22 protein-coding genes are annotated in these 22,706 nt (G+C 67.3%); 14 read left to right on the plus strand and 8 right to left on the minus strand.

The window, feature by feature from the left end; genetic code table 11:
- Positions 1-41 precede the first annotated feature (41 nt).
- On the plus strand, positions 42-1,043 hold the full coding sequence (locus ABTV68_RS04240) for a DUF2804 domain-containing protein (protein WP_433676382.1): 1,002 nt from the start codon (positions 42-44) through the stop codon (positions 1,041-1,043).
- A gap of 5 nt (positions 1,044-1,048) precedes the next feature.
- On the opposite strand, the gene ABTV68_RS04245 is transcribed toward ABTV68_RS04240, so the two are convergent.
- On the minus strand, positions 1,049-1,486 hold the full coding sequence (locus ABTV68_RS04245) for a MarR family winged helix-turn-helix transcriptional regulator (protein WP_433676383.1): 438 nt from the start codon (positions 1,484-1,486) through the stop codon (positions 1,049-1,051).
- A 65-nt stretch (positions 1,487-1,551) separates the two neighbouring features.
- On the opposite strand from ABTV68_RS04245, the gene ABTV68_RS04250 reads away from it, so the two are divergent.
- Positions 1,552-3,342, plus strand: coding sequence for a DUF2207 family protein (locus ABTV68_RS04250; protein ID WP_433676384.1), 1,791 nt, complete (start codon positions 1,552-1,554; stop codon positions 3,340-3,342).
- Between the two features lie 193 nt (positions 3,343-3,535).
- On the opposite strand, the gene ABTV68_RS04255 is transcribed toward ABTV68_RS04250, so the two are convergent.
- Complete coding sequence (locus ABTV68_RS04255; RefSeq protein ID WP_433676385.1) at positions 3,536-4,078, minus strand: Chromate resistance protein ChrB; 543 nt, start codon at positions 4,076-4,078, stop codon at positions 3,536-3,538.
- 59 nt (positions 4,079-4,137) lie between these two features.
- Between ABTV68_RS04255 and ABTV68_RS04260 the strand changes: the two genes are divergently transcribed.
- Together ABTV68_RS04260 and ABTV68_RS04265 are read left to right on the plus strand one after the other, a co-directional pair.
- Positions 4,138-5,340, plus strand: coding sequence for an MFS transporter (locus ABTV68_RS04260; protein WP_433676386.1), 1,203 nt, complete (start codon positions 4,138-4,140; stop codon positions 5,338-5,340).
- A 129-nt stretch (positions 5,341-5,469) separates the two neighbouring features.
- Positions 5,470-5,925 carry a hypothetical protein gene (locus ABTV68_RS04265; RefSeq protein ID WP_433676387.1) on the plus strand — a complete coding sequence of 152 codons (456 nt, stop codon included), beginning with the start codon at positions 5,470-5,472 and terminating at the stop codon, positions 5,923-5,925.
- Positions 5,926-5,932: 7 nt separating this feature from the next.
- Here the strand turns inward: ABTV68_RS04265 and ABTV68_RS04270 are convergent, their stop codons facing one another.
- Genes ABTV68_RS04270 through ABTV68_RS04280 form a run of 3 tightly spaced genes read right to left on the minus strand, consistent with a single transcriptional unit; the run spans position 5,933 to position 8,310 of the window.
- Positions 5,933-6,568, minus strand: a complete 636-nt coding sequence (locus ABTV68_RS04270) for a class I SAM-dependent methyltransferase (RefSeq protein WP_433676388.1) — start codon at positions 6,566-6,568, stop codon at positions 5,933-5,935.
- 39 nt (positions 6,569-6,607) lie between these two features.
- Positions 6,608-7,876 carry an RNA polymerase sigma factor gene (locus ABTV68_RS04275; RefSeq protein ID WP_433676389.1) on the minus strand — a complete coding sequence of 423 codons (1,269 nt, stop codon included), beginning with the start codon at positions 7,874-7,876 and terminating at the stop codon, positions 6,608-6,610.
- 14 nt (positions 7,877-7,890) lie between these two features.
- On the minus strand, positions 7,891-8,310 hold the full coding sequence (locus ABTV68_RS04280) for a YciI family protein (RefSeq protein WP_433676390.1): 420 nt from the start codon (positions 8,308-8,310) through the stop codon (positions 7,891-7,893).
- Between the two features lie 260 nt (positions 8,311-8,570).
- On the opposite strand from ABTV68_RS04280, the gene infA reads away from it, so the two are divergent.
- The 9 genes from infA (at position 8,571) to ABTV68_RS04325 (ending at position 18,297) form a co-directional block, all read left to right on the plus strand.
- Positions 8,571-8,792 carry a translation initiation factor IF-1 gene (gene infA, locus ABTV68_RS04285; RefSeq protein WP_013583992.1) on the plus strand — a complete coding sequence of 74 codons (222 nt, stop codon included), beginning with the start codon at positions 8,571-8,573 and terminating at the stop codon, positions 8,790-8,792.
- Between the two features lie 68 nt (positions 8,793-8,860).
- The gene (rpmJ, locus tag ABTV68_RS04290; protein ID WP_071644008.1) at positions 8,861-8,977 is read left to right on the plus strand and encodes a 50S ribosomal protein L36; all 117 of its coding nucleotides are present in this window, start codon (positions 8,861-8,863) and stop codon (positions 8,975-8,977) included.
- 140 nt (positions 8,978-9,117) lie between these two features.
- The gene (rpsM, locus tag ABTV68_RS04295) at positions 9,118-9,495 is read left to right on the plus strand and encodes a 30S ribosomal protein S13 (RefSeq protein WP_404922859.1); all 378 of its coding nucleotides are present in this window, start codon (positions 9,118-9,120) and stop codon (positions 9,493-9,495) included.
- Between the two features lie 29 nt (positions 9,496-9,524).
- The gene (rpsK, locus tag ABTV68_RS04300; RefSeq protein WP_433676391.1) at positions 9,525-9,923 is read left to right on the plus strand and encodes a 30S ribosomal protein S11; all 399 of its coding nucleotides are present in this window, start codon (positions 9,525-9,527) and stop codon (positions 9,921-9,923) included.
- Positions 9,924-10,056: 133 nt separating this feature from the next.
- Positions 10,057-11,046, plus strand: coding sequence for a DNA-directed RNA polymerase subunit alpha (locus tag ABTV68_RS04305; RefSeq protein ID WP_231090568.1), 990 nt, complete (start codon positions 10,057-10,059; stop codon positions 11,044-11,046).
- A 33-nt stretch (positions 11,047-11,079) separates the two neighbouring features.
- On the plus strand, positions 11,080-11,622 hold the full coding sequence (gene rplQ / locus ABTV68_RS04310; protein ID WP_433676392.1) for a 50S ribosomal protein L17: 543 nt from the start codon (positions 11,080-11,082) through the stop codon (positions 11,620-11,622).
- Between the two features lie 261 nt (positions 11,623-11,883).
- Positions 11,884-12,723: a tRNA pseudouridine(38-40) synthase TruA gene (truA, locus tag ABTV68_RS04315; protein ID WP_433676393.1), complete on the plus strand. Its 840-nt coding sequence runs from the start codon at positions 11,884-11,886 to the stop codon at positions 12,721-12,723.
- 424 nt (positions 12,724-13,147) lie between these two features.
- A complete protein-coding gene (locus ABTV68_RS04320; protein WP_433676394.1) occupies positions 13,148-17,488 on the plus strand; it encodes an SdrD B-like domain-containing protein in 4,341 nt (1,446 codons plus the stop codon).
- Between the two features lie 119 nt (positions 17,489-17,607).
- A complete protein-coding gene (locus ABTV68_RS04325; protein WP_433676395.1) occupies positions 17,608-18,297 on the plus strand; it encodes an endonuclease/exonuclease/phosphatase family protein in 690 nt (229 codons plus the stop codon).
- Positions 18,298-18,368: 71 nt separating this feature from the next.
- Here the strand turns inward: ABTV68_RS04325 and ABTV68_RS04330 are convergent, their stop codons facing one another.
- From ABTV68_RS04330 to ABTV68_RS04340, 3 genes are read right to left on the minus strand one after another with little or no spacing between them, the layout of a single operon-like run.
- Positions 18,369-19,478, minus strand: coding sequence for an alcohol dehydrogenase catalytic domain-containing protein (locus ABTV68_RS04330; protein WP_433676396.1), 1,110 nt, complete (start codon positions 19,476-19,478; stop codon positions 18,369-18,371).
- Positions 19,475-19,906: a zinc ribbon domain-containing protein gene (locus ABTV68_RS04335; protein ID WP_433676397.1), complete on the minus strand. Its 432-nt coding sequence runs from the start codon at positions 19,904-19,906 to the stop codon at positions 19,475-19,477. The genes ABTV68_RS04330 and ABTV68_RS04335 overlap by 4 nt, the downstream gene beginning before the upstream one ends.
- 7 nt (positions 19,907-19,913) lie before the next feature.
- Positions 19,914-20,717 carry an N-acyl homoserine lactonase family protein gene (locus ABTV68_RS04340; protein ID WP_433677539.1) on the minus strand — a complete coding sequence of 268 codons (804 nt, stop codon included), beginning with the start codon at positions 20,715-20,717 and terminating at the stop codon, positions 19,914-19,916.
- A 43-nt stretch (positions 20,718-20,760) separates the two neighbouring features.
- Between ABTV68_RS04340 and ABTV68_RS04345 the strand changes: the two genes are divergently transcribed.
- Positions 20,761-22,596: a helix-turn-helix domain-containing protein gene (locus tag ABTV68_RS04345; RefSeq protein WP_433676398.1), complete on the plus strand. Its 1,836-nt coding sequence runs from the start codon at positions 20,761-20,763 to the stop codon at positions 22,594-22,596.
- The last annotated feature ends 110 nt before the right edge of the window (positions 22,597-22,706 follow it).

Genomic DNA, 22,706 nt, shown 5'->3' on the forward strand with positions numbered 1-22,706 from the left:
CGCCGACAGTGCCAAAGGAGGCGCATGCCAGGATGGTGCGCATGATCGAACGCGAGCTGCGTCAGCGCGTGCCCCTCGTCGGTGCCGACGGGGTCTTCAATCCGGCCGCGCACGGCTGGGCTCGCCAGCCGATCGTCGACACATCCGGCATCGACGGTCGGCGTTCGTGGGGCCGCAACAAGCGTTGGGAGTACTGGTGCATCACCACTCCCACACACCTGCTCGCGCTGACCGTCTCGTCGCTGGACTTCGCCGCGGTACACGAGGTGTGGGTCTTCGATCGGGTGACCGGGGAGTCGATCGGGCGCGGTGCGACTGGGATCGGGGCGCGTTCCGCCACTCTTCCGGCGAATCTCGAGGGCGGCCCCGCGCGCGCCCGCGTCGGGGCGCTGTCGATCGACATCGAGGAGGTGCCCGGTGGCACCCGGGTGCGCGCGGCCATTCCCGACGCGGCCTTCGACGTGATCGCGGAGCATCCGGCGGGCCACGAGCGGCTCGCCGTCGTGGTGCCGTGGAACAGGAAGCGCTTCCAGTACACGGTGAAGGACGTCGCCCGTCCAGCGACCGGAACCGTGACCGTGCGCGGGGCGGTCTCCGAGGTGCCGGCCGGGGAGTCGTGGGCGGTGCTGGATCACGGCCGCGGTCGCTGGCCGCACGATGTGCGCTGGAACTGGGGTGCCGGGTCCGGTCGGCTGGACAACGGGCGCGTCATCGGCATCCAGGTGGGTGGTCAGTGGACCGACAGCACAGGGTCGACCGAGAACTCCGTGCTGCTCGGCACCCGGCTGCACAAGATCAGCGAACAGCTGGTGTGGGATTACGACACCGCCGACTACCTGCGCCCGTGGCGGATCAGCGGCGGCGGGTTCGATGCCGAGTTCGTGCCCTTCTACGACAAGCGCTCGCGGACGAATCTGGGGCTGCTGTCATCGTCCACCGATCAGTGCTTCGGGCACTGGAGCGGAACGTTCGACTCGGGGGAGGAGACCGTCCGATTCGACGACGTGCTGGGTTGGGCGGAGGACGTCCACAACCGCTGGTGACCTGATCAGTCCCCGGTGGCGGTGCGCAGCTTCGTGGTGAGCGCGAGCAGCACCTGCTGCTCCTCCGGCGTGAGCACCGACATGCGCTCGGCGATCGAGGTGCCGTGGCGCGTGCCGAGCACGCGGAACCGACGCTCGCCCTCCGCCGTCGCGGTGATGAGCGAGCCGCGACCGTCGTCCGGGTCGGTGCGCTTGGTGACGAGGCCGCGGGCGGCCATCCGATCGACCAGACGCGACACGCTGGGCTGCGAGATCAGGGATCGGGAGGTGACGTCGCGCAGGCGCGCGGTCATGTCGGGGGAGCGGACCACCGTGAGCAGCACGTCGTACTCCTGCTGGGACAGCAGGCTTCCGTCGAAATCGCGGCTGATCTCCTCGAACACGCGATGCTGAGCGCGAAAGAGACTCTCCCATGCCTCCATCGCGAGCCTGCGGTTGTTCATTCGTCCAGGGTACCGGGAGGCCGTGCGTCTGCGTGCGACAGCAGGCCGTGACGTAGCCTGGCCGCATGCGAAACGTGCTCATCCGGCCGTTGCTCCTTCTCCTGCTGGTGCTAGGGGCGTTCGGATTCGCGTCGCCGGCGACGGCCGCTGACACCGGCGTGGACGACTTCACCTTCAGCAGCATGTCCGCCGACATGACGCTGTCGCGCGATGACGACGGTGCCAGCGAGCTGCGCACCGTGGAGACTCTGGTGGCGCAGTTCCCCGAGATCGATCAGAACCGCGGCATCCGCCGCATGATCCCCCTGGACTACAAAGGCATCCCGACCAACATCGACGTGGAGTCGGTGACCGACGAATCCGGCACCTCGCGCCCGTACGAGGCGGAGGAGACCGACGGATTCCTCGCCATCACGATCGCCGCCGACGACTACGTGCACGGCGCGCAGACGTATGTGATCACCTACACCTCGCACAACGTGGCGAAGTACTTCGCCGACACCGACGTGGACGAGTTCTACCGCGATATCAACGGAACGGGCTGGGCGCAGCCCTTCGGATCCGTGACGGCGACGCTGCACGTCGACGCCGAGATCGCCGATGCGCTGACCGGGGACATGGCCTGCTATCGCGGTGTGCAGGGATCCCGCGATCGCTGCGACATCTCCCGCGCCGACGACGGCACGATCACCGCGTCCACGGGAGACCTGGGCGTCGGCGGCAACATGAGCATCGCGGTCGCGTTCACGCCGGGAACATTCACCCCCTACGACACGAGCTACTTCGCGACCCCCGCCGGCCCCCTCCAGGTGGGGTTGAGTGCCGGGGTGCTCGCGATGCTGGGCTGGGCGATTGGCCTGCGTCGCACCCGGCTGAAGGATCAGCCGGGATACCCGACGGTGATCCCGCAGTACACGCCGCCACCCGGCGTCGACGCCCTCGGCGCGGCCGTGCTGCTGGGCAAGAAGGACAAGGGAACGGCCGCGGAGGTGCTGGAGCAGGCCGTTCGCGGTTCGATCGTGATTCTCGACGGTGGTCGTCGGAGCCTGACGATCCGCCTGGTGCGACCGGACCTGGCCGGCGACGCGGATGGGCGCGCGCTGCTACGGGGCATCTTCGGCGACAACCCGCGGATCGGTGAGGAGTACACGTTCGGCAAGCAGGACCCCGCGCTGGCTCGATCCGTGACGGCGATCCTCAAGGCCGCCGATCGCGAGCAGGTTGCGCGCGGGTTACGGCGCGCGGTCCCCGGATGGGTGCGGGCGGTTCCGATCCTCGTGGCGATCCTGCTGGCGATCGCGAGCTTCGTGGCGAGCATCCTCATCGCCCGTCATGCCGGGGGAGTGACGATCGGCAACGCCATCGCGGTGGCTTCGGGCATCATCGTGGTGGTGATCGGTGTGCTGGTGGCCAAGCGTCCGCTGTCATCACCGGGTGCGGAGCTGCGCGACCATCTGGCCGGACTCAAGCAGTTCATCGAGTGGGCCGAGGCGGATCGCATCCGCATGCTGCAGTCACCACAGGGAGCGGAGCGCGTCGCGCCGGTGGACGTTCGTGACCCGCGTCGGGTGCTGCGCCTGTACGAGCCGCTCCTTCCGTACGCCGTGGTGTTCGGGCAGGAGAAGGCCTGGGCTCAGCAGATCACCGTCTACTACGAGAGCGCCCAGGTGGTGCCGTACTGGTACGCGGGCTACGGCGCCTTCGACGGACACTCGTTCTCCAGCAGCATCGGCGGCATCACCGGCGGGATCAGCAGTGCGCTGGCGAGTTCGTCGAGTTCGTCGTCGTCCGGCGGCTCGAGTGGCGGCGGCTTCAGCGGTGGTGGCTCGGGTGGCGGCGGAGGCGGAGGGGTGTAAACCGCCGTGTCACAAGAGTGAGGGCCGATCGGATGGTGTCCGATCGGCCCTCGTCCCTTGCACCAAGAGTGTCCTGCAATCACATGTCGGCAGCTGCCACAGCAAAACAACTACCTGTCGTGAACTCTATAACGGCGAGGTAACGGAAGGGAAGGACACGCCGTTATCTTTTTGTGATTTGTTTGCTGTGAGGTCACGCGCCGCGATCTGCGGCATACACAAGGTCGGCGAAGCGTTCGAGGGCTCGCTCGCACGTGCGCAGACGCTCCGCCGAGGTCTCCGCCTCCGCGAGCCCCAGGACGTCGCGGCGCTTGAGGTCGCGGTACCAGCGGCGGAGGCGGTCCAGACTCTGCTCCTCTTCCTCGAGCTCGGCGAAGGTGAACTTCTCCTTCGCGATCTCGGATTCGATCTCCGCCTCGAACTTCCCGCAGTCGGCGTCGAACTCGCGCCACTCGTCCACGCGCGCGTCGCGATACAGATCGGCGACGATCGTGCGTGCCGCATCGTTCTGCGGATCCACGGTGAAGACGGCGACCTGGCCGCCACCCTCCGCCGCCAGTTCGCCGGCGCGATCCAGGGCAGCCCGTGAGCGGGTCGCGTCGGGGAGCGCCCAGGTGCCCTGTGTGATCGTGACTGCGCCCGCGCGCTTCAGTTCCCGCCACACGGCGACGCGATGACGCGACGGCTCGGCGGGGATCTGGACCAGGGCGAACAGCCAAGACACCTCATGCTGCATGCCCCGACGCTAGCAGGCTCGTCACTTGCGGGTATGTAACCGCTGTTACTCTCGTCAGTGTGACGAAGAACTCCTCCGCCCCGCGCGGCCTGGCTCCCCTGTATCTCGCCGGATTCACCACGGCGTTCGGCGCGCACGGCGTCGCCTCCGTGTTGGGATCCGAGAACGATGAGATCGGCATGTCTCTGCTCGGGCTGGGCCTCGTGCTCGCGCTGTACGACCTCGCCGAGGTGGTGTTGAAGCCTCTGTTCGGTGCCCTGAGCGACCGGATTGGCGCGAAGCCGGTGATCATCGGCGGACTCGTGACGTTCGCCGTCGCGTCCGCGGTCGCCTTCGTGATGCCCACCGTGCTGGTCCTCGCGCTCGCACGTCTGGGGCAGGGTGCGGCGGCGTCGGCCTTCTCTCCGGCGTCCTCGGCATCGGTCGCGCGTCTCGCTGGGAAGCAGCGCCTCGGCAGGTACTTCGGTCGCTACGGCGCGTGGAAGAGCCTCGGGTACGTGCTCGGGCCGCTGCTCGGCATCCTGCTCACTCAATGGGCGGGGATCGCGGCCGTGTACGCGGCGCTCGGCACCCTCGCGATCGTCGCGGCGGTGTGGGTCGCGCTCGCCATGCCTGCTCTTCCTGTCTTGCCGCGTACGCGCACGACACTGGTGGACCTCGCCCGTGAGATCACCGCACGCGGATTCCTCGTGCCCACCTTGATGCTCGCCACGAGCACGGCGGTCATCGGCGTCGCCGTGGGCTTCCTTCCGCTCCTCGCCACGCGCCTCGAGCTTCCGCCGATTCTTGGCGCCGTCGCGGTGGCCGTCTTGGCTCTCGTCTCCACCGCAGTGCAGCCCCTCGCGGGTCGCTGGCGGGACGAGGGTCGCATCTCCACCCGCGCGGGAAGTGCGGCCGGCCTGTTCCTGGCTGCGGCGGCGCTCGTGCTGCTGGCCGTTGCGCCCGGTGCGGTCACGATGCTCATCGCAGCGGCCGCGTTCGGCCTCATGACCGGCATCGTCACCCCGCTGGCCTTCGCCCATCTCGCTGACGTGACTCCCGACGCGCGCATGGGACGGACCATGGGCAGCGCCGAGCTGGGACGGGAGATCGGCGACGCCGGCGGCCCGCTGCTCGTCGGCGCAGTCGCAACGGCATGGACGCTGCCGGCAGCGCTCGCGGTACTCGGCGGGGTGTCGGCCGCGTCCGGTGCGATCGGCTGGCTCGCGCTGCGACGGTCGGGCTCGACGGCAGAGTCACAGTCGGGCTCGACGGCAGAGTGAGGGGCGGCGTCGGACGCAGGCTCGGAGTCGGATCGCGGGTCGGAGTCAGGCTCGGGGTCGCCGTCTGACCCGGAGGCGGCGCCGGAGTCCGCAGCAGGTGAGGCGCTCCGCATCGGGTACGGTCGGCACATGCACCGTCGCGTCCTGCTGCCGCTCGTCCTCGCCGCGTTCGTCGGACTGACAGCCTGCACGCCCGCGAGCGACGCGGATACGCAGCTGCTGTCCGAGCAAGCCGAAGACTACGTCGGGAGCACGGGGAGCGGGTCCGGCTCGCTGGGCGCGGGGAGCTTCTCCCTGAGCTCACGGAGCGTCGACGGAGGTCGCATCACGCTCGGCGAGATGCATGCTGCCGTCACGGCGGTCCGCGCGATCTGCTTCGGGGAAGGCAGTGCGAGCGCCAGCTTCGAACTGCGGGGCATGGACAGCACGGTCACGAACACCTTCGATGTGCCATGCGACAGTGCTGAACACGACGCGGTTCTCGGTGAGCCGCTCCGCGGTGTGACCGAAGCTGAGCTGGGTGCCACGTGGGTCAGCGGGTCCGATCTCGCGGTGGTGGTCTCCGTCGTCGGCGACCAGGAGTGACAGCCGGTCACACGGCGCGGACGAGCACGAATCCCTGATCCTGCGCCTCGCCGGGACGCGCTGGGCGCACGACGCTCTCGATGGACACGAACCCGACGCGCTCCAGCTCGGACGACACGTCGTCCACGGAATGCAGGTGAGCCCGGAGCTCCACGGCGTGACCGTAGGCCTCGCTGCGACGACGTTCGCCGCTGCCGTGCTGGAACCCGAACAGCGCGGCTCCACCGTCGGCGAGAACGCGCCGGAGTTCCGCGAACACCTCCGCGAGATCAGCGGGTGCGGTGTGGATGATCGAGTACCAGGCGAACACCGCATCGAAGCTCGCGTCGGGATAGGGGAGTGCCGCTAGCTCCCCGCGGTCGAACCTCGCCTGCGGATACGCCAGCCGAGCGTGACGGAGCATCTCGTCGGACAGGTCGACGCCGACTGCCCGGTGTGCGGGCAGCAGCGACCGGAGGACCGGTTGCATACGGCCCGTGCCGCATCCGGCGTCCAGCACCCGCGCATCGGAGGGGATCAGCGCGGCGAATCTGCCGATGATCGCGAGATCCTCCCCAGCCTCGAACGAGGCGTCCGGAAGGCGACGGACATACGAATCCGCCACCGTGTCATAGAGCTGCCGGGCCGCGGTGAGATCGTCCATGCGGTCACGATACGCATGGCCTCCGACATCGATTCCGCGTCAGCCGCGGTGGGCCGCACGGGCGAGGAAGTAAGCGCGCTCGCGTGCATTCTGCGTGAGCTGGGCAGCGCGGTCGAACTCCACGGCCGCCTCGCTGTCGCGCCCCAGCCGAGACAGCAGCTCGCCGCGCACGGTGGGCAGCAGGTGTGACTGCGCGAGTCGTCGGTCGGTCGCAAGATCGTCGACCAACGCCAGCGCGGTGTCGGCGCCGTCTCGCATAGAGACGGCAACCGCCCGATTGAGTGCGACCACGGGAGACCCGGACAGTGACAGCAGTCCGTCGTAGCAGCGCACAATCACGTCCCAGTCCGTGCCGGCCACGTCCGAGGCGATCGCGTGCTGCTCGGCGATGGTCGCCTGCAGCGCATAGGCGCCTCGTCCGCGCCCCAGGGCGTCGACCCGGCCCAGAGCGGCGCGGCCGCGGAGAATCGCCGAACGATCCCACAGGCGTCGGTCCTGTTTCTCGAGTGGCACCGGAGAGCCATCCGCACCGGTGCGCGCAGGGAAGCGCGCCGCCGTGAGCTCCATGAGCGCCAGCAACCCCCACGGCGCGGGCTCGCGGGGCAGCAGGGCGGTGAGCATGCGCCCGAGCCGCAGCGCTTCGCGGGCGAGTTCCGGACGCAGAACTTCGTCGCCGTCGGTGGCGGTGTGCGCTTCCGTGAAGATGAGGTACACCACACCGAGCACGGTGCTGAGGCGGGCGCTCCACTCGTCGCGCGTCGGCGTCTCGAACGCGACGCCGGCGTCTCCCAGCGCCCGCTTCGCCCGCACGATGCGCTGCTGCACGGTGGCGGTCGACGTCAGGAAGGCGCGTGCGATCTGCTCCGTCTCCAGCCCCGCAACTGTCCGCAGAGTCAGCGCCAGCTGCGCCTCGCGACCGAGCACGGGGTGGCACGCGATGAAAATCAGGCGCAGCACATCGTCGTCGATGACGTCCGGATCCCAGGGCAGCTCGTCACCCGTGTCCTCGCGCAGCTCCTGGCCGATCTGCGCGAGCCGGTCCGCGTATCGCTCGTTCCGGCGCCAGCCGTCCACGGCCTTGCGCTTGGCCGCAGTGGTCAGCCACGCCGCCGGATTGTGCGGGATCCCGTCGACCGGCCACTGCCGCAGTGCGTCAGTGAAAGCGTCCTGCGCGAGGTCCTCCGCCAGAGCGAAGTCGCCGGTGTAGCGCGCCAGGGTCGCGACGATACGGGCAGCATCCATGCGCCACGCCGCGGAGACGGCACGGTGCGCGGACTCCGCCGCACCGGCCGTCTCCTGCGTTGTCATCGTGGCGTCGGCTCTCAGCGAGCGGCCTGCTCTTCGCGCCAGCCCGCTTCCTTCTCGATCCACTCGTTGTCGGCGGGGAAGTCGGACTCATCGGTCACCCGACGCACCTCGATCTTCGAGCCGGGGCCCAGCGGTACGCGCTTCGCCCACTGCACCGCCTCTTCGCGATCGGCCACCTGCAGGATCCAGAAGCCGTTGAACAGCTCCTTCGTCTCGCCGTAGGGGCCATCGGTCACGAGGGGCTCATCACCGGAGAAGTCCACCACGAACGAATTGGCCGGGTCATCGGCGAGGCCGTCTCCGGCCAGCAGGACGCCCGCCTTCATCATCTCCTCGTTGAAGCGGCCCATCTTCTCGATGACCTCCTCGAACGGCAACTCCTTGTACGCCTGGACGGCCTCGTCGGTAGCGCGCATGATCAGCATGACCTTCATCGGTTCTTCTCCTTCTGGGGGACGCTTCTCGACCCTCTCACTGAAGACGTCGAACGGGGAACGCCCCGATCGACACGATCGAGAAGATTCTTCGAAGAAAGTTGGCGCGGCACGCCTGGGAGCCGGCTGGGCGGCATTTGCGAGCCCTGTGGATATCACGTAGTATCAATCTTTGGTGTCTTGCGCCTTCATTGGCGTGTCTCTGACACCGATCCATCATCCACCGCAGACCGACCGGTCTGCTGAGCGTCAGCGAGTGTATGGCTAAGAAAGACGGTGTCATCGAAATCGAAGGCACGGTGTCCGAGGCGTTGCCGAACGCGATGTTCCGCGTCGAACTCACCAACGGACACAAGGTGCTGGCTACGATCTCCGGAAAGATGCGGCAGAACTACATCCGCATCATCCCCGAAGACCGTGTTGTCGTGGAGCTGAGCCCCTACGACCTCACGCGTGGCCGCATCGTCTACCGCTACCGCTGATCCAACATCCGGTCGGGAAGTAACGGCCGGGAGCGATCCCGGTACGAAGACAGCGATAAGGAAGCACCATGAAGGTCAACCCCTCCGTCAAGCCCATTTGCGACCACTGCCGCGTGATCCGTCGTCACGGCCGCGTCATGGTCATCTGCAAGAGCAACCCGCGTCACAAGCAGCGCCAGGGCTGACACCCCGCGCTTCGGCGCGGATCTGATAACTGAACACAGACATCAAGGCAGGAACAACAACCCATTCGTGGGGGACACCTCGGGTCGGAGGCCCGAGCACAGATCCTGCTCCACACCTCCATCACTCCTAGGAGAACCGCATGGCACGTCTTGCCGGCGTAGACATCCCGCGCGACAAGCGCGTGGTGATCGCACTCACTTACATCTACGGCATCGGCCGTACCCGCTCCGTCGAGATCCTCAAGCAGGTCGAGATCGACGAGAGCATCCGCGTCAAGGACCTCAGCGACGACCAGCTGGTCGCACTGCGTGACTACATCGACGCCAACTACAAGGTTGAGGGTGACCTCCGCCGTGAGGTCGCAGCCGACATCCGCCGCAAGGTCGAGATCGGTTCGTACGAGGGTCTCCGCCACCGCCGCGGTCTCCCGGTTCGCGGACAGCGCACCAAGACCAACGCCCGCACGCGCAAGGGTCCGAAGAAGACCGTCGCCGGCAAGAAGAAGGCCGGCCGCTGATCAGCGGCGGCAAGGATTAGGAGAAGCACATGGCTGCACCCAAGACTGCCGCGCGCAAGCCGCGTCGCAAGGAGAAGAAGAACATCGCGCTGGGCCAGGCCCACATCAAGTCGACGTTCAACAACACCATCGTTTCCATCACCGACCCGAGCGGCGCTGTCATCGCGTGGGCCTCGTCCGGTGGAGTGGGCTTCAAGGGCTCGCGCAAGTCGACCCCGTACGCCGCTGGTATGGCCGCCGAGGCTGCCGCCAAGGGCGCGCAGGAGCACGGCGTGAAGAAGGTCGACGTCTTCGTCAAGGGCCCGGGTTCGGGTCGCGAGACGGCGATCCGTTCGCTGACCGCCGCGGGTCTCGAGGTCGGTTCGATCTCGGACGTGACCCCGCAGGCGCACAACGGCTGCCGTCCCCCGAAGCGTCGCCGCGTCTGAGTCCTCTCGCCGCGCCGGGTGAACCCCGGCGCGGCGCAGGCTTCCCGCCTCGATCATCATCGAGGCGATCACAACTCAAGACCTCACCACCGCAAGTGTCATATAGCGGGCACTTGATCGAAAGGAACACAGAGTGCTTATTGCACAGCGTCCCACTCTGACCGAGGAGAAGATCGGGGAGTTCCGCAGCCGGTTCATCATCGAGCCGCTGGAGCCCGGATTCGGATACACCATCGGAAACGCGCTTCGTCGCAGCCTCCTCTCCTCGATCCCGGGAGCGGCCGTCACGAGCATCCGCATCGACGGCGTGCTGCATGAGTTCAGCACCATTCCGGGTGTGAAGGAGGATGTCACCGAGATCATCCTGAACATCAAGCAGCTGGTCGTCTCCTCCGAGCGCGACGAGCCGATCACCGCCTACCTGCGCAAGACCGGCGCGGGCGAGGTCACGGCAGCGGACATCTCCGCTCCGGCGGGCGTCGAGGTGCACAACCCCGAGCTCGTGATCGCAACGCTGAACGACACCGCGAAGTTCGAGCTGGAGCTCACCATCGAGCGTGGCCGCGGTTACGTCTCGGCTCAGCAGAACCGTAACGAGTACGCCGAGGCGGGTCAGATTCCGATCGACTCGATCTACTCGCCCGTGCTCAAGGTCAGCTACCGTGTCGACGCCACCCGTGCCGGTGAGCGCACCGACTTCGACAAGCTGGTCCTGGACGTCGAGACCAAGCCGGCGATCGCCCCGCGCGACGCCGTTGCCTCGGCCGGACGCACCCTCACCGAGCTGTTCGGTCTCGCCCGCGAGCTGAACGTCGAGGCCGAGGGTATCGAGATCGGCCCGGCGCCGGTCGAGACCGTCCTCTCGAACGAGCTGTCGATGCCGATTGAGGACCTGGACCTGTCGGTTCGTTCCTACAACTGCCTGAAGCGCGAGGGCATCAACACGGTGTCCGAGCTGGTCGCCCTCTCGGAGACCCAGCTCATGAACATCCGCAACTTCGGTCAGAAGTCGGTGGACGAGGTCCGTGACAAGCTCACGTCTCTCGGCCTGTCGCTGAAGGATTCGGTGCCCGGTTTCGACGGCGCCCACTTCTACAGCGGCTACGAAGACGACGCGATCTGATCTCACCCCTTTTCATCTCTGGAGTAATTCACCATGCCTAAGCCCACCAAGGGCCCCCGCCTCGGAGGCGGTCCCGCACACGAGCGTCTGCTGCTCGCGAACCTGGCCGCTGCGCTGTTCACCCACAAGTCGATCACGACCACCGAGACCAAGGCCAAGCGCCTGCGTCCGCTGGCTGAGCGTCTCGTCACCTTCGGTAAGCGTGGCGACCTGCACGCTCGTCGTCGCGTGCTGAGCGTCATCGGCGACAAGAACGCAACGCACATCCTGTTCGCGGAGATCGCGCCGCTCGTCGCCGAGCGCGAGGGTGGCTACACCCGCATCACCAAGATCGGCAACCGCAAGGGTGACAACGCCCCCATGGCCGTGATCGAGCTCGTTCTCGAGCCCGTCACCAAGAAGGCGAAGGCCAGCACCAAGGCCGCGCCCAAGGCTGAGAAGGCCGAGAAGGTCGAGGCTCCGGCCGAGGCTGAGGTCGTCGAGGAGACCGTTGAGGCTCCGGCCGAGGCTGAGGCTGAGGTCGTCGAGGAGGCTCCCGCGGCTGCTGCCGAGGAGACCGCCGAGGCCGACAAGTAAGTCGCACTGCCACAGCAGTCGAAGGGGTCCCGCTCACGCGGGGCCCCTTCGTCGTTCCCAGATTCCCCCGCTGCTCTCGACCGTCTCGGGGTTGGCCACACCATGACCCGCGAGAATTCCGTCTGTGGGCGAGAATCCGCGCAACGCGGCGATTGTCACCCACAGACGGAAGTTTCGCGGGGTTGTGGGGTGTCCGACGTCACGCGGGGGAGAGGGCGCCGGAAGTCTCGCGGGGTGAAGGGGCGCGGGTAGGGTGGGGGGATGCGCCTGCGCCTCGACATCGCCTACGACGGCAGTGACTTCCGAGGCTGGGCGAAGCAGCCGGGGCTGCGGACCGTGCAGGGCGTGCTGGAAGACGCGCTCGGGAAGATTCTCGGATCTCCGGTCGCGATCGTCGTCGCGGGGCGGACGGATGCCGGCGTGCACGCGTCGGGTCAGGTCGCCCACATCGATCTGGACGAAGCCCAGCAGGCGCGGGTGCTCTCGCGTCGCGCGAACGATCAGCGCGATCCCGTCGGCCGTCTCGCAGACAAGCTTCGAGGCGTGCTCGGGCCTTACTCTGACGTGGACGTCCGCGCCGTCACGGAGGCGCCCGCCGGGTTCGACGCGCGCTTCTCCGCTGTCTGGAGGCGCTACGAGTATCGGCTCGCCGACGATGTCAGCGGCTACGACGTGTTCGAGCGCAACCGCACCACGCTCGTGCGCGGTACGCACGACCTCGATCGTATGAACGACGCCGCATCGCGGCTCATCGGTCTCCACGATTTCGCTGCGTACTGCAAGCCGCGTGAAGAGGCCACCACCATCCGCACACTGATCGAGTATGAATGGCGCCGCGACGCCGCAGGCACCCTGATCGCACACTTGCGGGCCGATGCCTTCTGCCACAGCATGGTGCGCGCCCTCGTCGGCGCCTGCGCCGCGGTCGGTACCGGGCGGCTCGAACCCCAGGACGTCGTGACCCTGCGCGACGCGGGAGCGCGCACCAGCGCCTTCCCGGTGCTGGTCGCGCGCGGCCTGACCCTTGCCGAGGTGGGGTATCCCGCGGACGAGCTTCTCGCTGCGCGCGCGGAGCAGACGCGGGCTCGCCGCGAGCTCTGACGCGAACTCTGAAGCGAGCTCCGAAGCGAGCTCTGACGCGAGAAGCTGAGAGCGCTCCCGCCGTGTGCTGACGCGGCTCGTGGAAGTGTGATCACAGCAGTGGACTTCTGTGCATGGATACGCGACGTTGTGTGAACTGCCCGCAGAGGGGTCGCTGGCCGAAAACCGCATGAAACTCGGGGTAGGGCACCGCAACCGCCTCTTGGCGCAGATTCATGCGGACGAATATGAGCGATCCGCTATCAATAGGATGAAGGCGATCCAGTGTCCCCACACTCGTGCGTCACCCGATGCGACCCCGATTACGAGTGCGTCCCCAACGACATGGCGTGCCCGCGCCGCACTGGATCCGAGCACTGACGCTCTCGCTCCCCTGGAGCGGGAGCGTTGATTGTTGTGCGCCCCGGGGTCCGAGGAGATGACCGTGCGTAGTGATCGCACTCCCATCCGGCGCAGACCGCTGCGTGCCGCTCTCGCGGCGCTGCTGTCAGGCCTGCTGCTGGTAACCGGCCTCATCGCTGTTCCAGCGATGGCGGCCGCGACCGATGGAATCAGTTTCGAGACCAACCTGCCGAAGGACGGCACGATCGTCGGCGGATCGACTTACAACGCCACTCTGGTGTTCGAGGTCCCGACGCACGCGGGCGAGACGCTCAGCGTGCAGTACCCGAGCCAGGTGAGTGATGTCGCGTCCCTGACGGCTGCGCTTGAGGCGCTGGATGCCGTCACGGCCGGATCCGTGACGGTAGACCCCGCGACCCGCACCGTGAGCTTCCGGGTGAGTGACACCAGCTCCCAGCTGCAGGCGATGGCGAAGTTCACCTTCGTGATCGACAACCCCGAGCAGTCGATGCGCGATCAGACGGTCGAGTGGAACGTCGCCGGAGAACGCACCACGTCCACCCTGACGATCGTGAAGAAGGGCGACGAGCAGTCCCCGATCCGCCAGAACAGCACGCAGAAGCGACTGGCGAACGGCAACGACAACCTCTGGCAGGTCGTCACCGTGAACGGTGAGCGTCGTGTCGTTCTGTCCCACCCGGAGAACGCGACGGTCCGCTACAGCATCCAGCTCGATGCCGCGTCGGCACGCACGATCGCACTGAAGGACGTCATCGACGCTGACCTGGACATCGTCACCGACTCCGTGTCGGCGACCATCTCCACCTGGACCGATGGCCTGAACAAGACCACCGCTCCGCTGCCGATCTCGGCTACGGCGGACGGTCTGAACGCATCGTTCGAGATGCCCGCCGACTCGCGCGTCACGATCACGTACACGGCGATCCTCGCTGCCGCCGATCTGGACGCGATCGTCGCCGACCTGCAGGCGCAGCTCGACGCCGCCGACCCGGAGAAGGCCGTCACGCTGAGCCACAAGTTCACGAACGTCGTCACCACCGGTGAGGCGGGCGTGGAGGCATCGGCCACCGCCGACATCCACTACGTGGTCAACGCTCCTGCGGGTCCGGACTTCGGCCGCATCTTCGGCAAGTCGTCGTCGGTGACCACCGCGCAACAGATCGCCGTGGACGCGGAAGGGAACCTCACCGCGCCGATCGCCGTGACGTACACGCTGACCGCGAATCTGTCGGGGTTCGCGGGGAAGCCCAGCGGCACCCTGCCGAACCAGAACATCATCATCACCGATGATCGCGCCGGTGCCACCGCCATCGAATGGACAGGCACGGTGACCGACAGCTCGGGCCGCGCGCTGACGGAGGCTCCCGCAGATGCGGACCTCGCGGATGACGCATATATCGACCACTTCCGCATCCGCAACGGGGTGCTGGAGATCAACGCCGGCGGCCGCGTCGCCCCGTACGTCGACAAGGCGTACACGGTGTCCGCGACGGTCTCGAACATTTCGAGCCTGAAGCCGCGCACGGGCGATGCGTTCAAGGAACAGCAGTGGGATGTGGCCAACCGCGCCCGCTTCGCCTACCGCACGGACAAGTCCGCCGCCGAGCGCACCACCTCCTTCGAGGTGTACACGCCGAAGGACGTGAGCGCCGGTGTGAACGACCGTGACGCCTTCGCCAAGACGACCGATAACGAGACGCGGATCGACGCCGACGGCGTAGCTCGCGTTCCGTTCACCTTCACCACCGGGTGGAAGGTGCAGTACGACGTGACGAAGTCCACCATCGTCGATGAGGTCGACCACTCCGTCTTCAACGTGACCGAAGCGAACCTGGCCGAGATCGCGGCGAGCATCAGCGGAACCTTCGCGGGGATCGCCCTGCACGCCGGCGATGTGGATGTCGCTCTTGTCGACGGCAACCTCGAGCTGAAGCTGTCGGACGCATTCAACGCCGCGAACCCCTGGGTGTACAAGCAGGGCAACCTGAATCTGCGGGTCCTCCTGCCGACCCACCCCGTCGAGGGACGCGCCACGATCGACTTCGTGAACTCCGCGCGCCTGTACGGCGAGGATCGCACGCAGTTCCCGTGGCTCAGTGAGGCGACCGCTTCGGTGACGTCGTACTCGAGCGAGCTCGAGGTGCGTAAGAGCGTCTACCAGGGCGAGGGTGCGTTCGGATCGAACCTGCGCGTCGCCTACGAGAACGACACCCTTGTGAAGGACACCTTCGTCTACCGCGTAGAAGTTCGTCCGCACGGTGACTGGATGAACACCCAGATCATCCCGATCGAGGACGTGCTTCCCGCGGGTGTCCGCTGGGAAGGTTTCGTCGCCGATGAGCATCTGGATGACGAGGTCATCGCGAGCGCGACGACGTATGACCTGGGTGGCGGACTGACCGCTTCCTGGGGCACGGCGAAGAACGGCGAACCCGCGCTGGTGCTGAGCGGGCGACTGAACACTCTGAAGACGCTGCACGTGAACTTCCTGGTGACGCTCACGGACTGGACGCCGGACACGTCGATCGTGAACGCGATCGGTTCTGCCAAGGCGACCATCACGCCCAGCAACGGCTACCCGCTGGTGGTCGAGAAGCAGGACTCCGCCAACCCCGACAAGCTCATCACCGACGAGAAGTCGCGCTTCCGCGTGGACCGTCAGCTCGCTGACGGCTCGTGGCAGAAGGTTCTGGACGATGCGTTCCTCGTCGACGGCAACGTCGTGGTCGCGGGAGAGAACGGACGTCCGCGCGCGATCGTCGTGCCTGAGGAGGGCACGTACCGTGTCTCGGAGATGAAGGCGCCCGCCGGTTACCAGCCGGTCACCGTGTCTGAGGATGGCACGACGTCGAACAAGTCGGTCGTTATCACGATCGCCGATGGCACCAGTTCTGCAGCGCGCATCGTCAACGACCCCGCCGTCGAGCCGGTCGAGAAGAACTACGCGATCGGCGACGTGGTCTGGTACGACGACGCGCGTGACGGTGTGCAGCCCACCACCGCTCTGCGTCCGGTTCCGGGCGTCGGGGTGGAGTTGCTGGACGCGGATGCGAAGCCGGTCTTGAACGCCGATGGCGAGCCGTACACCACCACGACGGACGCGAACGGTCGCTACCTGTTCGACGAGCTGCCGGCCGGCGAGTACCGCGTGCGGTTCACGCTGCCCGAGGATGTAGCCGCGGAGTATGTGTTCACCACGACCGGTTCCGGTGACGATGTCGCTCGCGACTCCGACGCAGACCCGGCGACGGGAACCACCGGTGTGATCACGCTGAACGACGAGAACAGCGAGCTCATCAAGCGCGACGGCGTCGCTGCCACGATGGGCATCGACCCCACCTGGGACGCGGGAATCGTGCGCAAGCCGGAGCCGCAGCCGAAGTCGTATGCGATCGGCGACCGGACGTGGATCGACACCGATAAGGATGGCGTGCAGGATGCCGGCGAGTCGGACATCGACGGCATCATCGTTCGCCTGCTGAACGCGGATGGTGAGGTTGTTGCTGAGACGGTGACGCGTGATGGTCGTTACCTCTTCGATGAGCTGGCTGCCGGTGAGTACCGTGTGCAGTTCGAGATTCCGCAGGAGCTTCGCGAGAAGTACTCCTTCACGCGCAGCGGTGACACCGGTGGCGCCGCGGACGATTCCGATGCGGTTGTGGGGGAGAAGGCATGGATCGGCACGAGTGTGCTGATCGCGCTGGATGACTCGAACCCGCGTCTGGTGACGGACTACACGGATCAGACGGTGCGTGCGACGCAGGGCATCGACCCGACGTGGGATGCCGGTGTGATCGTGACCGAGCCTTCGCCGGAGCCGACGACGGAGCCTTCGCCGGAGCCGACGACGGAGCCTTCGCCGGAGCCGACGACGGAGCCTTCGCCGGAGCCCACGACGGAGCCTTCGCCAGAGCCGACGACGGAGCCTTCGCCGGAGCCGACGACGGAGCCTTCGACGGAGCCGACCACGGAGCCTTCGCCGGAGCCGACCACGGAGCCTTCGCCGGAGCCCACGACGGAGCCTTCGCCAGAGCCGACGACGGAGCCTTCGCCGGAGCCCACGACGGAGCCTTCGCCGGAGCCGACCACGGAACCGACCACGGAACCGACGACCGAGCCGACGACCGAGCCGACGACCGAGCCGACGACGGAACCCACGACGGAGCCCACGACGGAGCCGACGCCGGAGCCCACCACGGAGCCGACCGGAACCCCCGGCACGTCTCCGACGGCAACGCCGGTACCCGCTGAGCCGGGCGACTCCGCATCGCCCACGCACACCTCGGGTGCGCTGCCCACCACCGGTCAGAGCCTTCCCACGGCGGCCGCGGTCATCGCACTGCTGCTTCTTGCGGGCGGCGCGGTGATCATCGCTCGCCGACGCGTGATGCGTCGCGACTGATCGCAGCGAAACACACCAGCGGGGGTCGGACATCGTCCGGCCCCCGCTGGTTTTCTCTCGGCCGATGGAGACGGAGCGTTCACCCCACGGACAGGGGTGCGCGCTACCCTGGTTGGCACATGAAGGTCATCTCGTACAACCTGCGCAAGCACCGCGCGGCCGGTGAGCTGGCGGCACTCGTCGACGCGCACGACCCCGACGTGCTGTGCCTGCAGGAAGCCGATACCGCCGACATCCCCGAGCGGATCGGCGGGCTCGTCCTGGCGGCGGCGACACGAGGAAATCGGCTGGGCCTGGCCGTCTACTACCGTCAGAGCGTGTTCCGCTGCGACGGAACCATCACGCTCGCGCTGAAGAAGTCGCTGCATGATCGCGTCCTCCGCCCCGCACACGAACGGGTGCTCGGGGTGCTGCTGCACGACATCGACAGCGGCTCGCAGGTGATCATCGCGTCCTTCCACGCGGCACCGCTCACCGCGCTGAACTCGCTGCGTCGCCACCAGATCCGCACCGCGCTCAGCGAGCTGGACCGCCTGGGTGCGGGCGTTCCGAAGCTCATGGTCGGGGACTACAACTACCCCGTCTTCAAGGAGGACCTGTCGCGCCGCATGCGCGCCGACGGTCACGAACTCGTGATGAGCGACGCACGCACCTACACGCGCTACCGCTTCTTCCGCGGGTATTACGACTTCGCGACGGCGGTCGGTCTCACCGTCGAAGCCGTGCACACGCTGCCTCAGGGGGAGAGCGATCATCTCCCGATCCTGGTGACCTGCGCAGCGCGCGCGCCGTACCGTCCCATCGGCTGAGTGGGTGAGGACCCGACAACGTCCGGTCCTCACCCACCCGTGCGTCCGCGGTCGTCAGCGCGAATCGGTCATCACGTTTCGAACAGGATCACCTGACGGATCGCCCCGCCGTCCGCGAGTTGATCCATCGCCTCATTGATGTCCTCGAGTCGGATCGTGGAAGAGATGAGTGCCTCCACGGGAAGTCGTTTCTCCCGCCAGAGTTGCGCATATGTCGGGATGTCCCGCGCGGGCACGGCCGAGCCGAGATAGCTTCCCACAATGGTGCGCGCCTCTGCCGTGATGGTCAGCGGCGCGATGGTGGCCTCTGCTGTGGGAGCGGGAAGACCCACCGTGACCGTGCGTCCGCCCACGCCCGTGAGCTTCACCGCCGTTTCGAACGCCCGGGCGTTGCCCGCCGCTTCGATCACGATGGGTGCTCGAATGCCGGCTTCGAGCGCGGCTGCCGGGGAGTAGACCTCGGTCGCGCCGAGTTCGCGTGCGCGATCCAGCTTCTCGGGAACACCATCCACACCGATGACGCGGCCCGTGCCGAGCGACACGGCGGTGATGAGCGCCGCCATCCCGACGCCGCCGAGGCCGACGACGATGATGTCGTCCCCCTCCTGCGGGTCACCCGCGTTGATCACGGCACCGCCGCCCGTGAGGACGGCGCAGCCGAGGACTGCCGCGATGTGCGGGGGCACGTCATCGTCGACCGCGACGATGGACCGGCGATCGACGACGGCGTGATCGGCGAATCCGGAGACTCCGAGATGGTGGAAGATGTCCGCGCCATCGCGATGCAGACGCATCGCGGAGCCGAACAGGGTCCCCGCGTTGTTGGCCGCCGACCCTGGCGAACAGGGGAGTCGACCGTCGGTACGGCAGTTGTCGCACTCGCCGCACCGCGGCAGGAAGGCCATCACGACACGCTGACCGGGGGAGAACTCCTGCACAGCGGACCCGACGCGAACGATGCGACCCGCGGCCTCATGACCGAGGAGCATCGGAACCGGGCGCACTCGGTTGCCGTCCACCACGGACAGATCGGAATGACAGATCCCAGCCGCCTCGATTCGCACGAGAACCTCATCGGGACCAGGATCATCGAGCTCCAGGTCGGAGATCGAGAGGGGACGGCTCTGGGCGTACGGGCGGGCCCGACCGATCTCCTCGAGAACAGCGCCGCGGATCCTCATGATGCACTCCCGGACGAGAAGGTGTGCGAATGGGATTGCCCGGCGGAGGCCGCCGTCGCCGCTGCCACCGCGGACGGGATATCGTCGCCCGCGCGAAGTGGTTTCGGGGCGAAGATGCCCTCGTGGGCGAGGATCGGACGGCGGTCGCCGGCCAGCTCCGGATTGCGCTCTTCCAGTTTCTCGCGCTGACGGGCGATCTCATGCCAGTGGCGGACGGTCTCTCGGTCTCCCTGACCCACGGTGTTCCAACTGCGCGGCATGTTCTCACGGCTGACGCCCGTGCTGGCACGGCCGCCGATCTGAACGCGAGACGGACGCCGCCGCGTGCCGGCGTCACACGTCGGGCACGGCGGGTTGTCGGACATCATGGAGGCGACAGCCTTCTCGAAGTCGTGGCCGGCGTCGCAGGTGAAGTCGTAGATGATCATGATCGGCTCAGCTGTAGTAGCCGTCGGGAGCGAATCGGACGGTCTTGGCCTGTTCGGCGTCGTGTCCGAAGATCACCTCGGCACCGGTGCGATCGGCGATGCCACGCAGCTTCTCGACCGATTCCAACCAGGCCAGGTTGTCCCACACGATGGCCGCGCCCGTGGGGGTGGGGCCCCAGCTGTCTGCGAGGTAGACCGCGTCGGAGGTGAAGATCTTCGTTCCGTCGTTCTCCAGATCGAGCATCAGCGACATGGTGCCCCAGGTGTGACCGGGAGTCTCGATGACGCTGATGCCGGGAAGGATCTCCGCGTCTCCGGAGACCGCCTCCAGGTCCAGCCCGTCGTAATCGCTCACGATGTGCGCACCCTTCGAGTAGCCGCTGATCGCGCGAGCGCCGGCGATCTCGTTCGAGTTCGCGATGATGCGAGTCTTCGGGTTCGTGAACATCTTCGCGTTCGCGGCGTGGTCGAAGTGCAGGTGAGACAACACGAGGATGTCGATGTCATCGGGGGTGAGCTCGAGCTGGGCGAGGGATGAGTCCAAGTATCCCGGTCCGTCGATCGGCTCCTGCACGGGGAAGAAGTCGTGGAACCCGGTGGGCGCCCAGCGCTGCTCCCAATCGCGGGGGACGCCGGTGTCCCACAGCACGCGGCCCTCGGGATGCTCGATCAGCACGGCATGCGTGGGGCACTCGCCCCAGACCACGGGATCGTTCTTGTGGTGCCGGTCGCGAATCGTCCGACCCCCCTTCAACAGCAGCCAGGTCAGATCGGTCTCCATCACTCCGGTCGAGAGCACGTGAACCTTCATCTCAGTCACAACAACCTCCATTGCTTGTGCGTTCTCCCCCAGCGTGATCGACGATGCCGACGACGGCCATGTGTTGCCGTGCCATGATCAGAGTCATCAGATGTGGCGATCGCATATACGGGGAGCGCGGATGCAGGGCCTTGACCGATTGGCACCACCGGTGCAGGACCGTGTGCTCGGAGCCGTGCGGGAGTGCGCAGCGGACCTCGCGACCATCCGCGACCGAACCGTCATCCTGCGCGGCATCGTGCGACGCACACGCGCTCTGCTTGGTACCCACATGTCGTATCTGAGCCTGAATGACCTCACGGCCGGCGACACCTACATCCACATCACGGACGGCGTCGAGACGGAGGCCTACCGGAACATCCGGATGCCGCTGGGAACCGGCGTGCTCGGGTCCGTTGCCGCGGGAGGAACGGCGGTTCAGACCGCGGACTACCTCGCCGATCCGGCGATGAACCACCTCGGCGACATCGATGAGATCGTCCGCAATGAGGGCGTCAAGGCCATCCTCGGCGCGCCGATTCGTGTCGGCGGCAGGGTGGTCGGAGCGCTGCTGGTGGCACATCGCACCGCCACCGTGTTCGGGGAGACGGCGATCGCCGCACTCATCGACATGGCCGCCCAAGCGGCGGTCGCGTTCGAACAGACGCGCCTTGCGGCCGAGATCGCGCGGCTCTCCCGGGAGCATGCGGCCACCGAGTCGGAGACCCAGGCCCGACAGGATGAGCTGGAAGCGATGCTGCGTCTCGATGATCGGCTGATGGGCGGGCTCCTGTCCACCGCGGGTCTCCCCGGCGTCGTCGACGTGCTCGCCGAGGCCATCGGTGCGCCGGTGTCCATCTACGACCCGACCGGCTTCGTGCTGGCCGGGTCGCCGATCCTGGACGGTGAGCGGCTTCGCGCCGCAGACGTGCGGGCAGCGGTTGACGCGTCGCACCACGGGCGTTCGGCGGCTGCACTGCACATCGACGGCGCGCCGCTGTTGATCGTCGCCGTCGCTGCAGGACCAGAGCATCTTGCGACGATCATGACCGTCGACGCCCCCGCAAGGCGATCGCTCGTCGAGCGTGCGTCGGTGTACGTCAGCACGTTGCTGCTGTTCGAGCGAACGCTCGTGGACGCCGACAACCGAGCACAGTCTGCGCTGGTGGAAGACATCGTCCGTTTGGACGGCGTGCCCGACCAGAGCATGCGATCCCGGCTGAACGAGTACGGGATCCGCCCGGAGACGCGCTCACTCGTGCTCGTGTGCGCAGTCCCGGCGACGCAACAGCATCGCGCCCTGCTGGCGCTGCGTGACCAGTTCGCGCAGCAGGCCGCGGTGGTGTCGGTGCATTCCGGCCACCTCTGCGTGATCGCGGCCGATGATACGCGCACACCGGTGGTGACGTTGCGTGAGCGGGTGCTGGATCGCCTCGCTGTTCGCAGTATCGACGCACTCATCGGGGTCGCGCGCGCGACGGATGCCGCACACCTGCGGCAGGCCCATGGCGACGCGCTCGCGGTGAGTGATGCGCTCGCCGCGCTGGGCCACGACACCGGGATCGCGGATGAGGTGGAACTGGGGCTGGCCGGGATGCTCGTCGGTGGCTCCAACGCGGGGCGCGTGGGTGCGCTCGTGGATCGATTCCTCGAACCGCTCCTCGAGTATGACCGCGCGCACGGTTCACGCCTGTGTGAGACCGCGTGGACGTACCTTGAGCACGGAGGACGTGCGGCACCGGTTGCAGCCGCTCTGCACGTGCACGTCAATACCGTCCGGCAGCGAGCCGAGCGCATCGATGCGATTCTGGGGGAGGGGTGGCGCGTGCCGCCCGCCTCCGTCGACGTCCACTTCGCGCTACGACTGTGGCGGCTTCGCGCCGCCCCGTGATCACGACGCGAGCGGCTCCGACCCGCTCGGCCCCGGATTCGCGCGACGCGCCCGGATGACGTAGACTCGACCCTTGGTGTGCTCCCTCTGCTGAAAGCATGCCCGAACGT

The organism is Microbacterium gorillae, from assembly GCF_050990725.1.
Taxonomy (GTDB): Bacteria; Actinomycetota; Actinomycetes; order Actinomycetales; family Microbacteriaceae; genus Microbacterium; species Microbacterium gorillae_A.

Bases quoted from the DNA above. Each gene is read 5' to 3' on its own strand.
- ABTV68_RS04240 (WP_433676382.1), top strand. From the start codon at position 42: ATGATCGAACGCGAGCTGCGTCAGCGCGTGCCCCTCGTCGGTGCCGAC.
- ABTV68_RS04245 (WP_433676383.1), bottom strand. From the start codon at position 1,486: ATGAACAACCGCAGGCTCGCGATGGAGGCATGGGAGAGTCTCTTTCGC.
- ABTV68_RS04250 (WP_433676384.1), top strand. From the start codon at position 1,552: ATGCGAAACGTGCTCATCCGGCCGTTGCTCCTTCTCCTGCTGGTGCTA.
- ABTV68_RS04255 (WP_433676385.1), bottom strand. From the start codon at position 4,078: ATGCAGCATGAGGTGTCTTGGCTGTTCGCCCTGGTCCAGATCCCCGCC.
- ABTV68_RS04265 (WP_433676387.1), top strand. From the start codon at position 5,470: ATGCACCGTCGCGTCCTGCTGCCGCTCGTCCTCGCCGCGTTCGTCGGA.
- ABTV68_RS04270 (WP_433676388.1), bottom strand. From the start codon at position 6,568: ATGGACGATCTCACCGCGGCCCGGCAGCTCTATGACACGGTGGCGGAT.
- ABTV68_RS04275 (WP_433676389.1), bottom strand. From the start codon at position 7,876: ATGACAACGCAGGAGACGGCCGGTGCGGCGGAGTCCGCGCACCGTGCC.
- ABTV68_RS04280 (WP_433676390.1), bottom strand. From the start codon at position 8,310: ATGAAGGTCATGCTGATCATGCGCGCTACCGACGAGGCCGTCCAGGCG.
- infA (WP_013583992.1), top strand. From the start codon at position 8,571: ATGGCTAAGAAAGACGGTGTCATCGAAATCGAAGGCACGGTGTCCGAG.
- rpmJ (WP_071644008.1), top strand. From the start codon at position 8,861: ATGAAGGTCAACCCCTCCGTCAAGCCCATTTGCGACCACTGCCGCGTG.
- rpsM (WP_404922859.1), top strand. From the start codon at position 9,118: ATGGCACGTCTTGCCGGCGTAGACATCCCGCGCGACAAGCGCGTGGTG.
- rpsK (WP_433676391.1), top strand. From the start codon at position 9,525: ATGGCTGCACCCAAGACTGCCGCGCGCAAGCCGCGTCGCAAGGAGAAG.
- rplQ (WP_433676392.1), top strand. From the start codon at position 11,080: ATGCCTAAGCCCACCAAGGGCCCCCGCCTCGGAGGCGGTCCCGCACAC.
- truA (WP_433676393.1), top strand. From the start codon at position 11,884: ATGCGCCTGCGCCTCGACATCGCCTACGACGGCAGTGACTTCCGAGGC.
- ABTV68_RS04325 (WP_433676395.1), top strand. From the start codon at position 17,608: ATGAAGGTCATCTCGTACAACCTGCGCAAGCACCGCGCGGCCGGTGAG.
- ABTV68_RS04330 (WP_433676396.1), bottom strand. From the start codon at position 19,478: ATGAGGATCCGCGGCGCTGTTCTCGAGGAGATCGGTCGGGCCCGCCCG.
- ABTV68_RS04335 (WP_433676397.1), bottom strand. From the start codon at position 19,906: ATGATCATCTACGACTTCACCTGCGACGCCGGCCACGACTTCGAGAAG.
- ABTV68_RS04340 (WP_433677539.1), bottom strand. From the start codon at position 20,717: ATGAAGGTTCACGTGCTCTCGACCGGAGTGATGGAGACCGATCTGACC.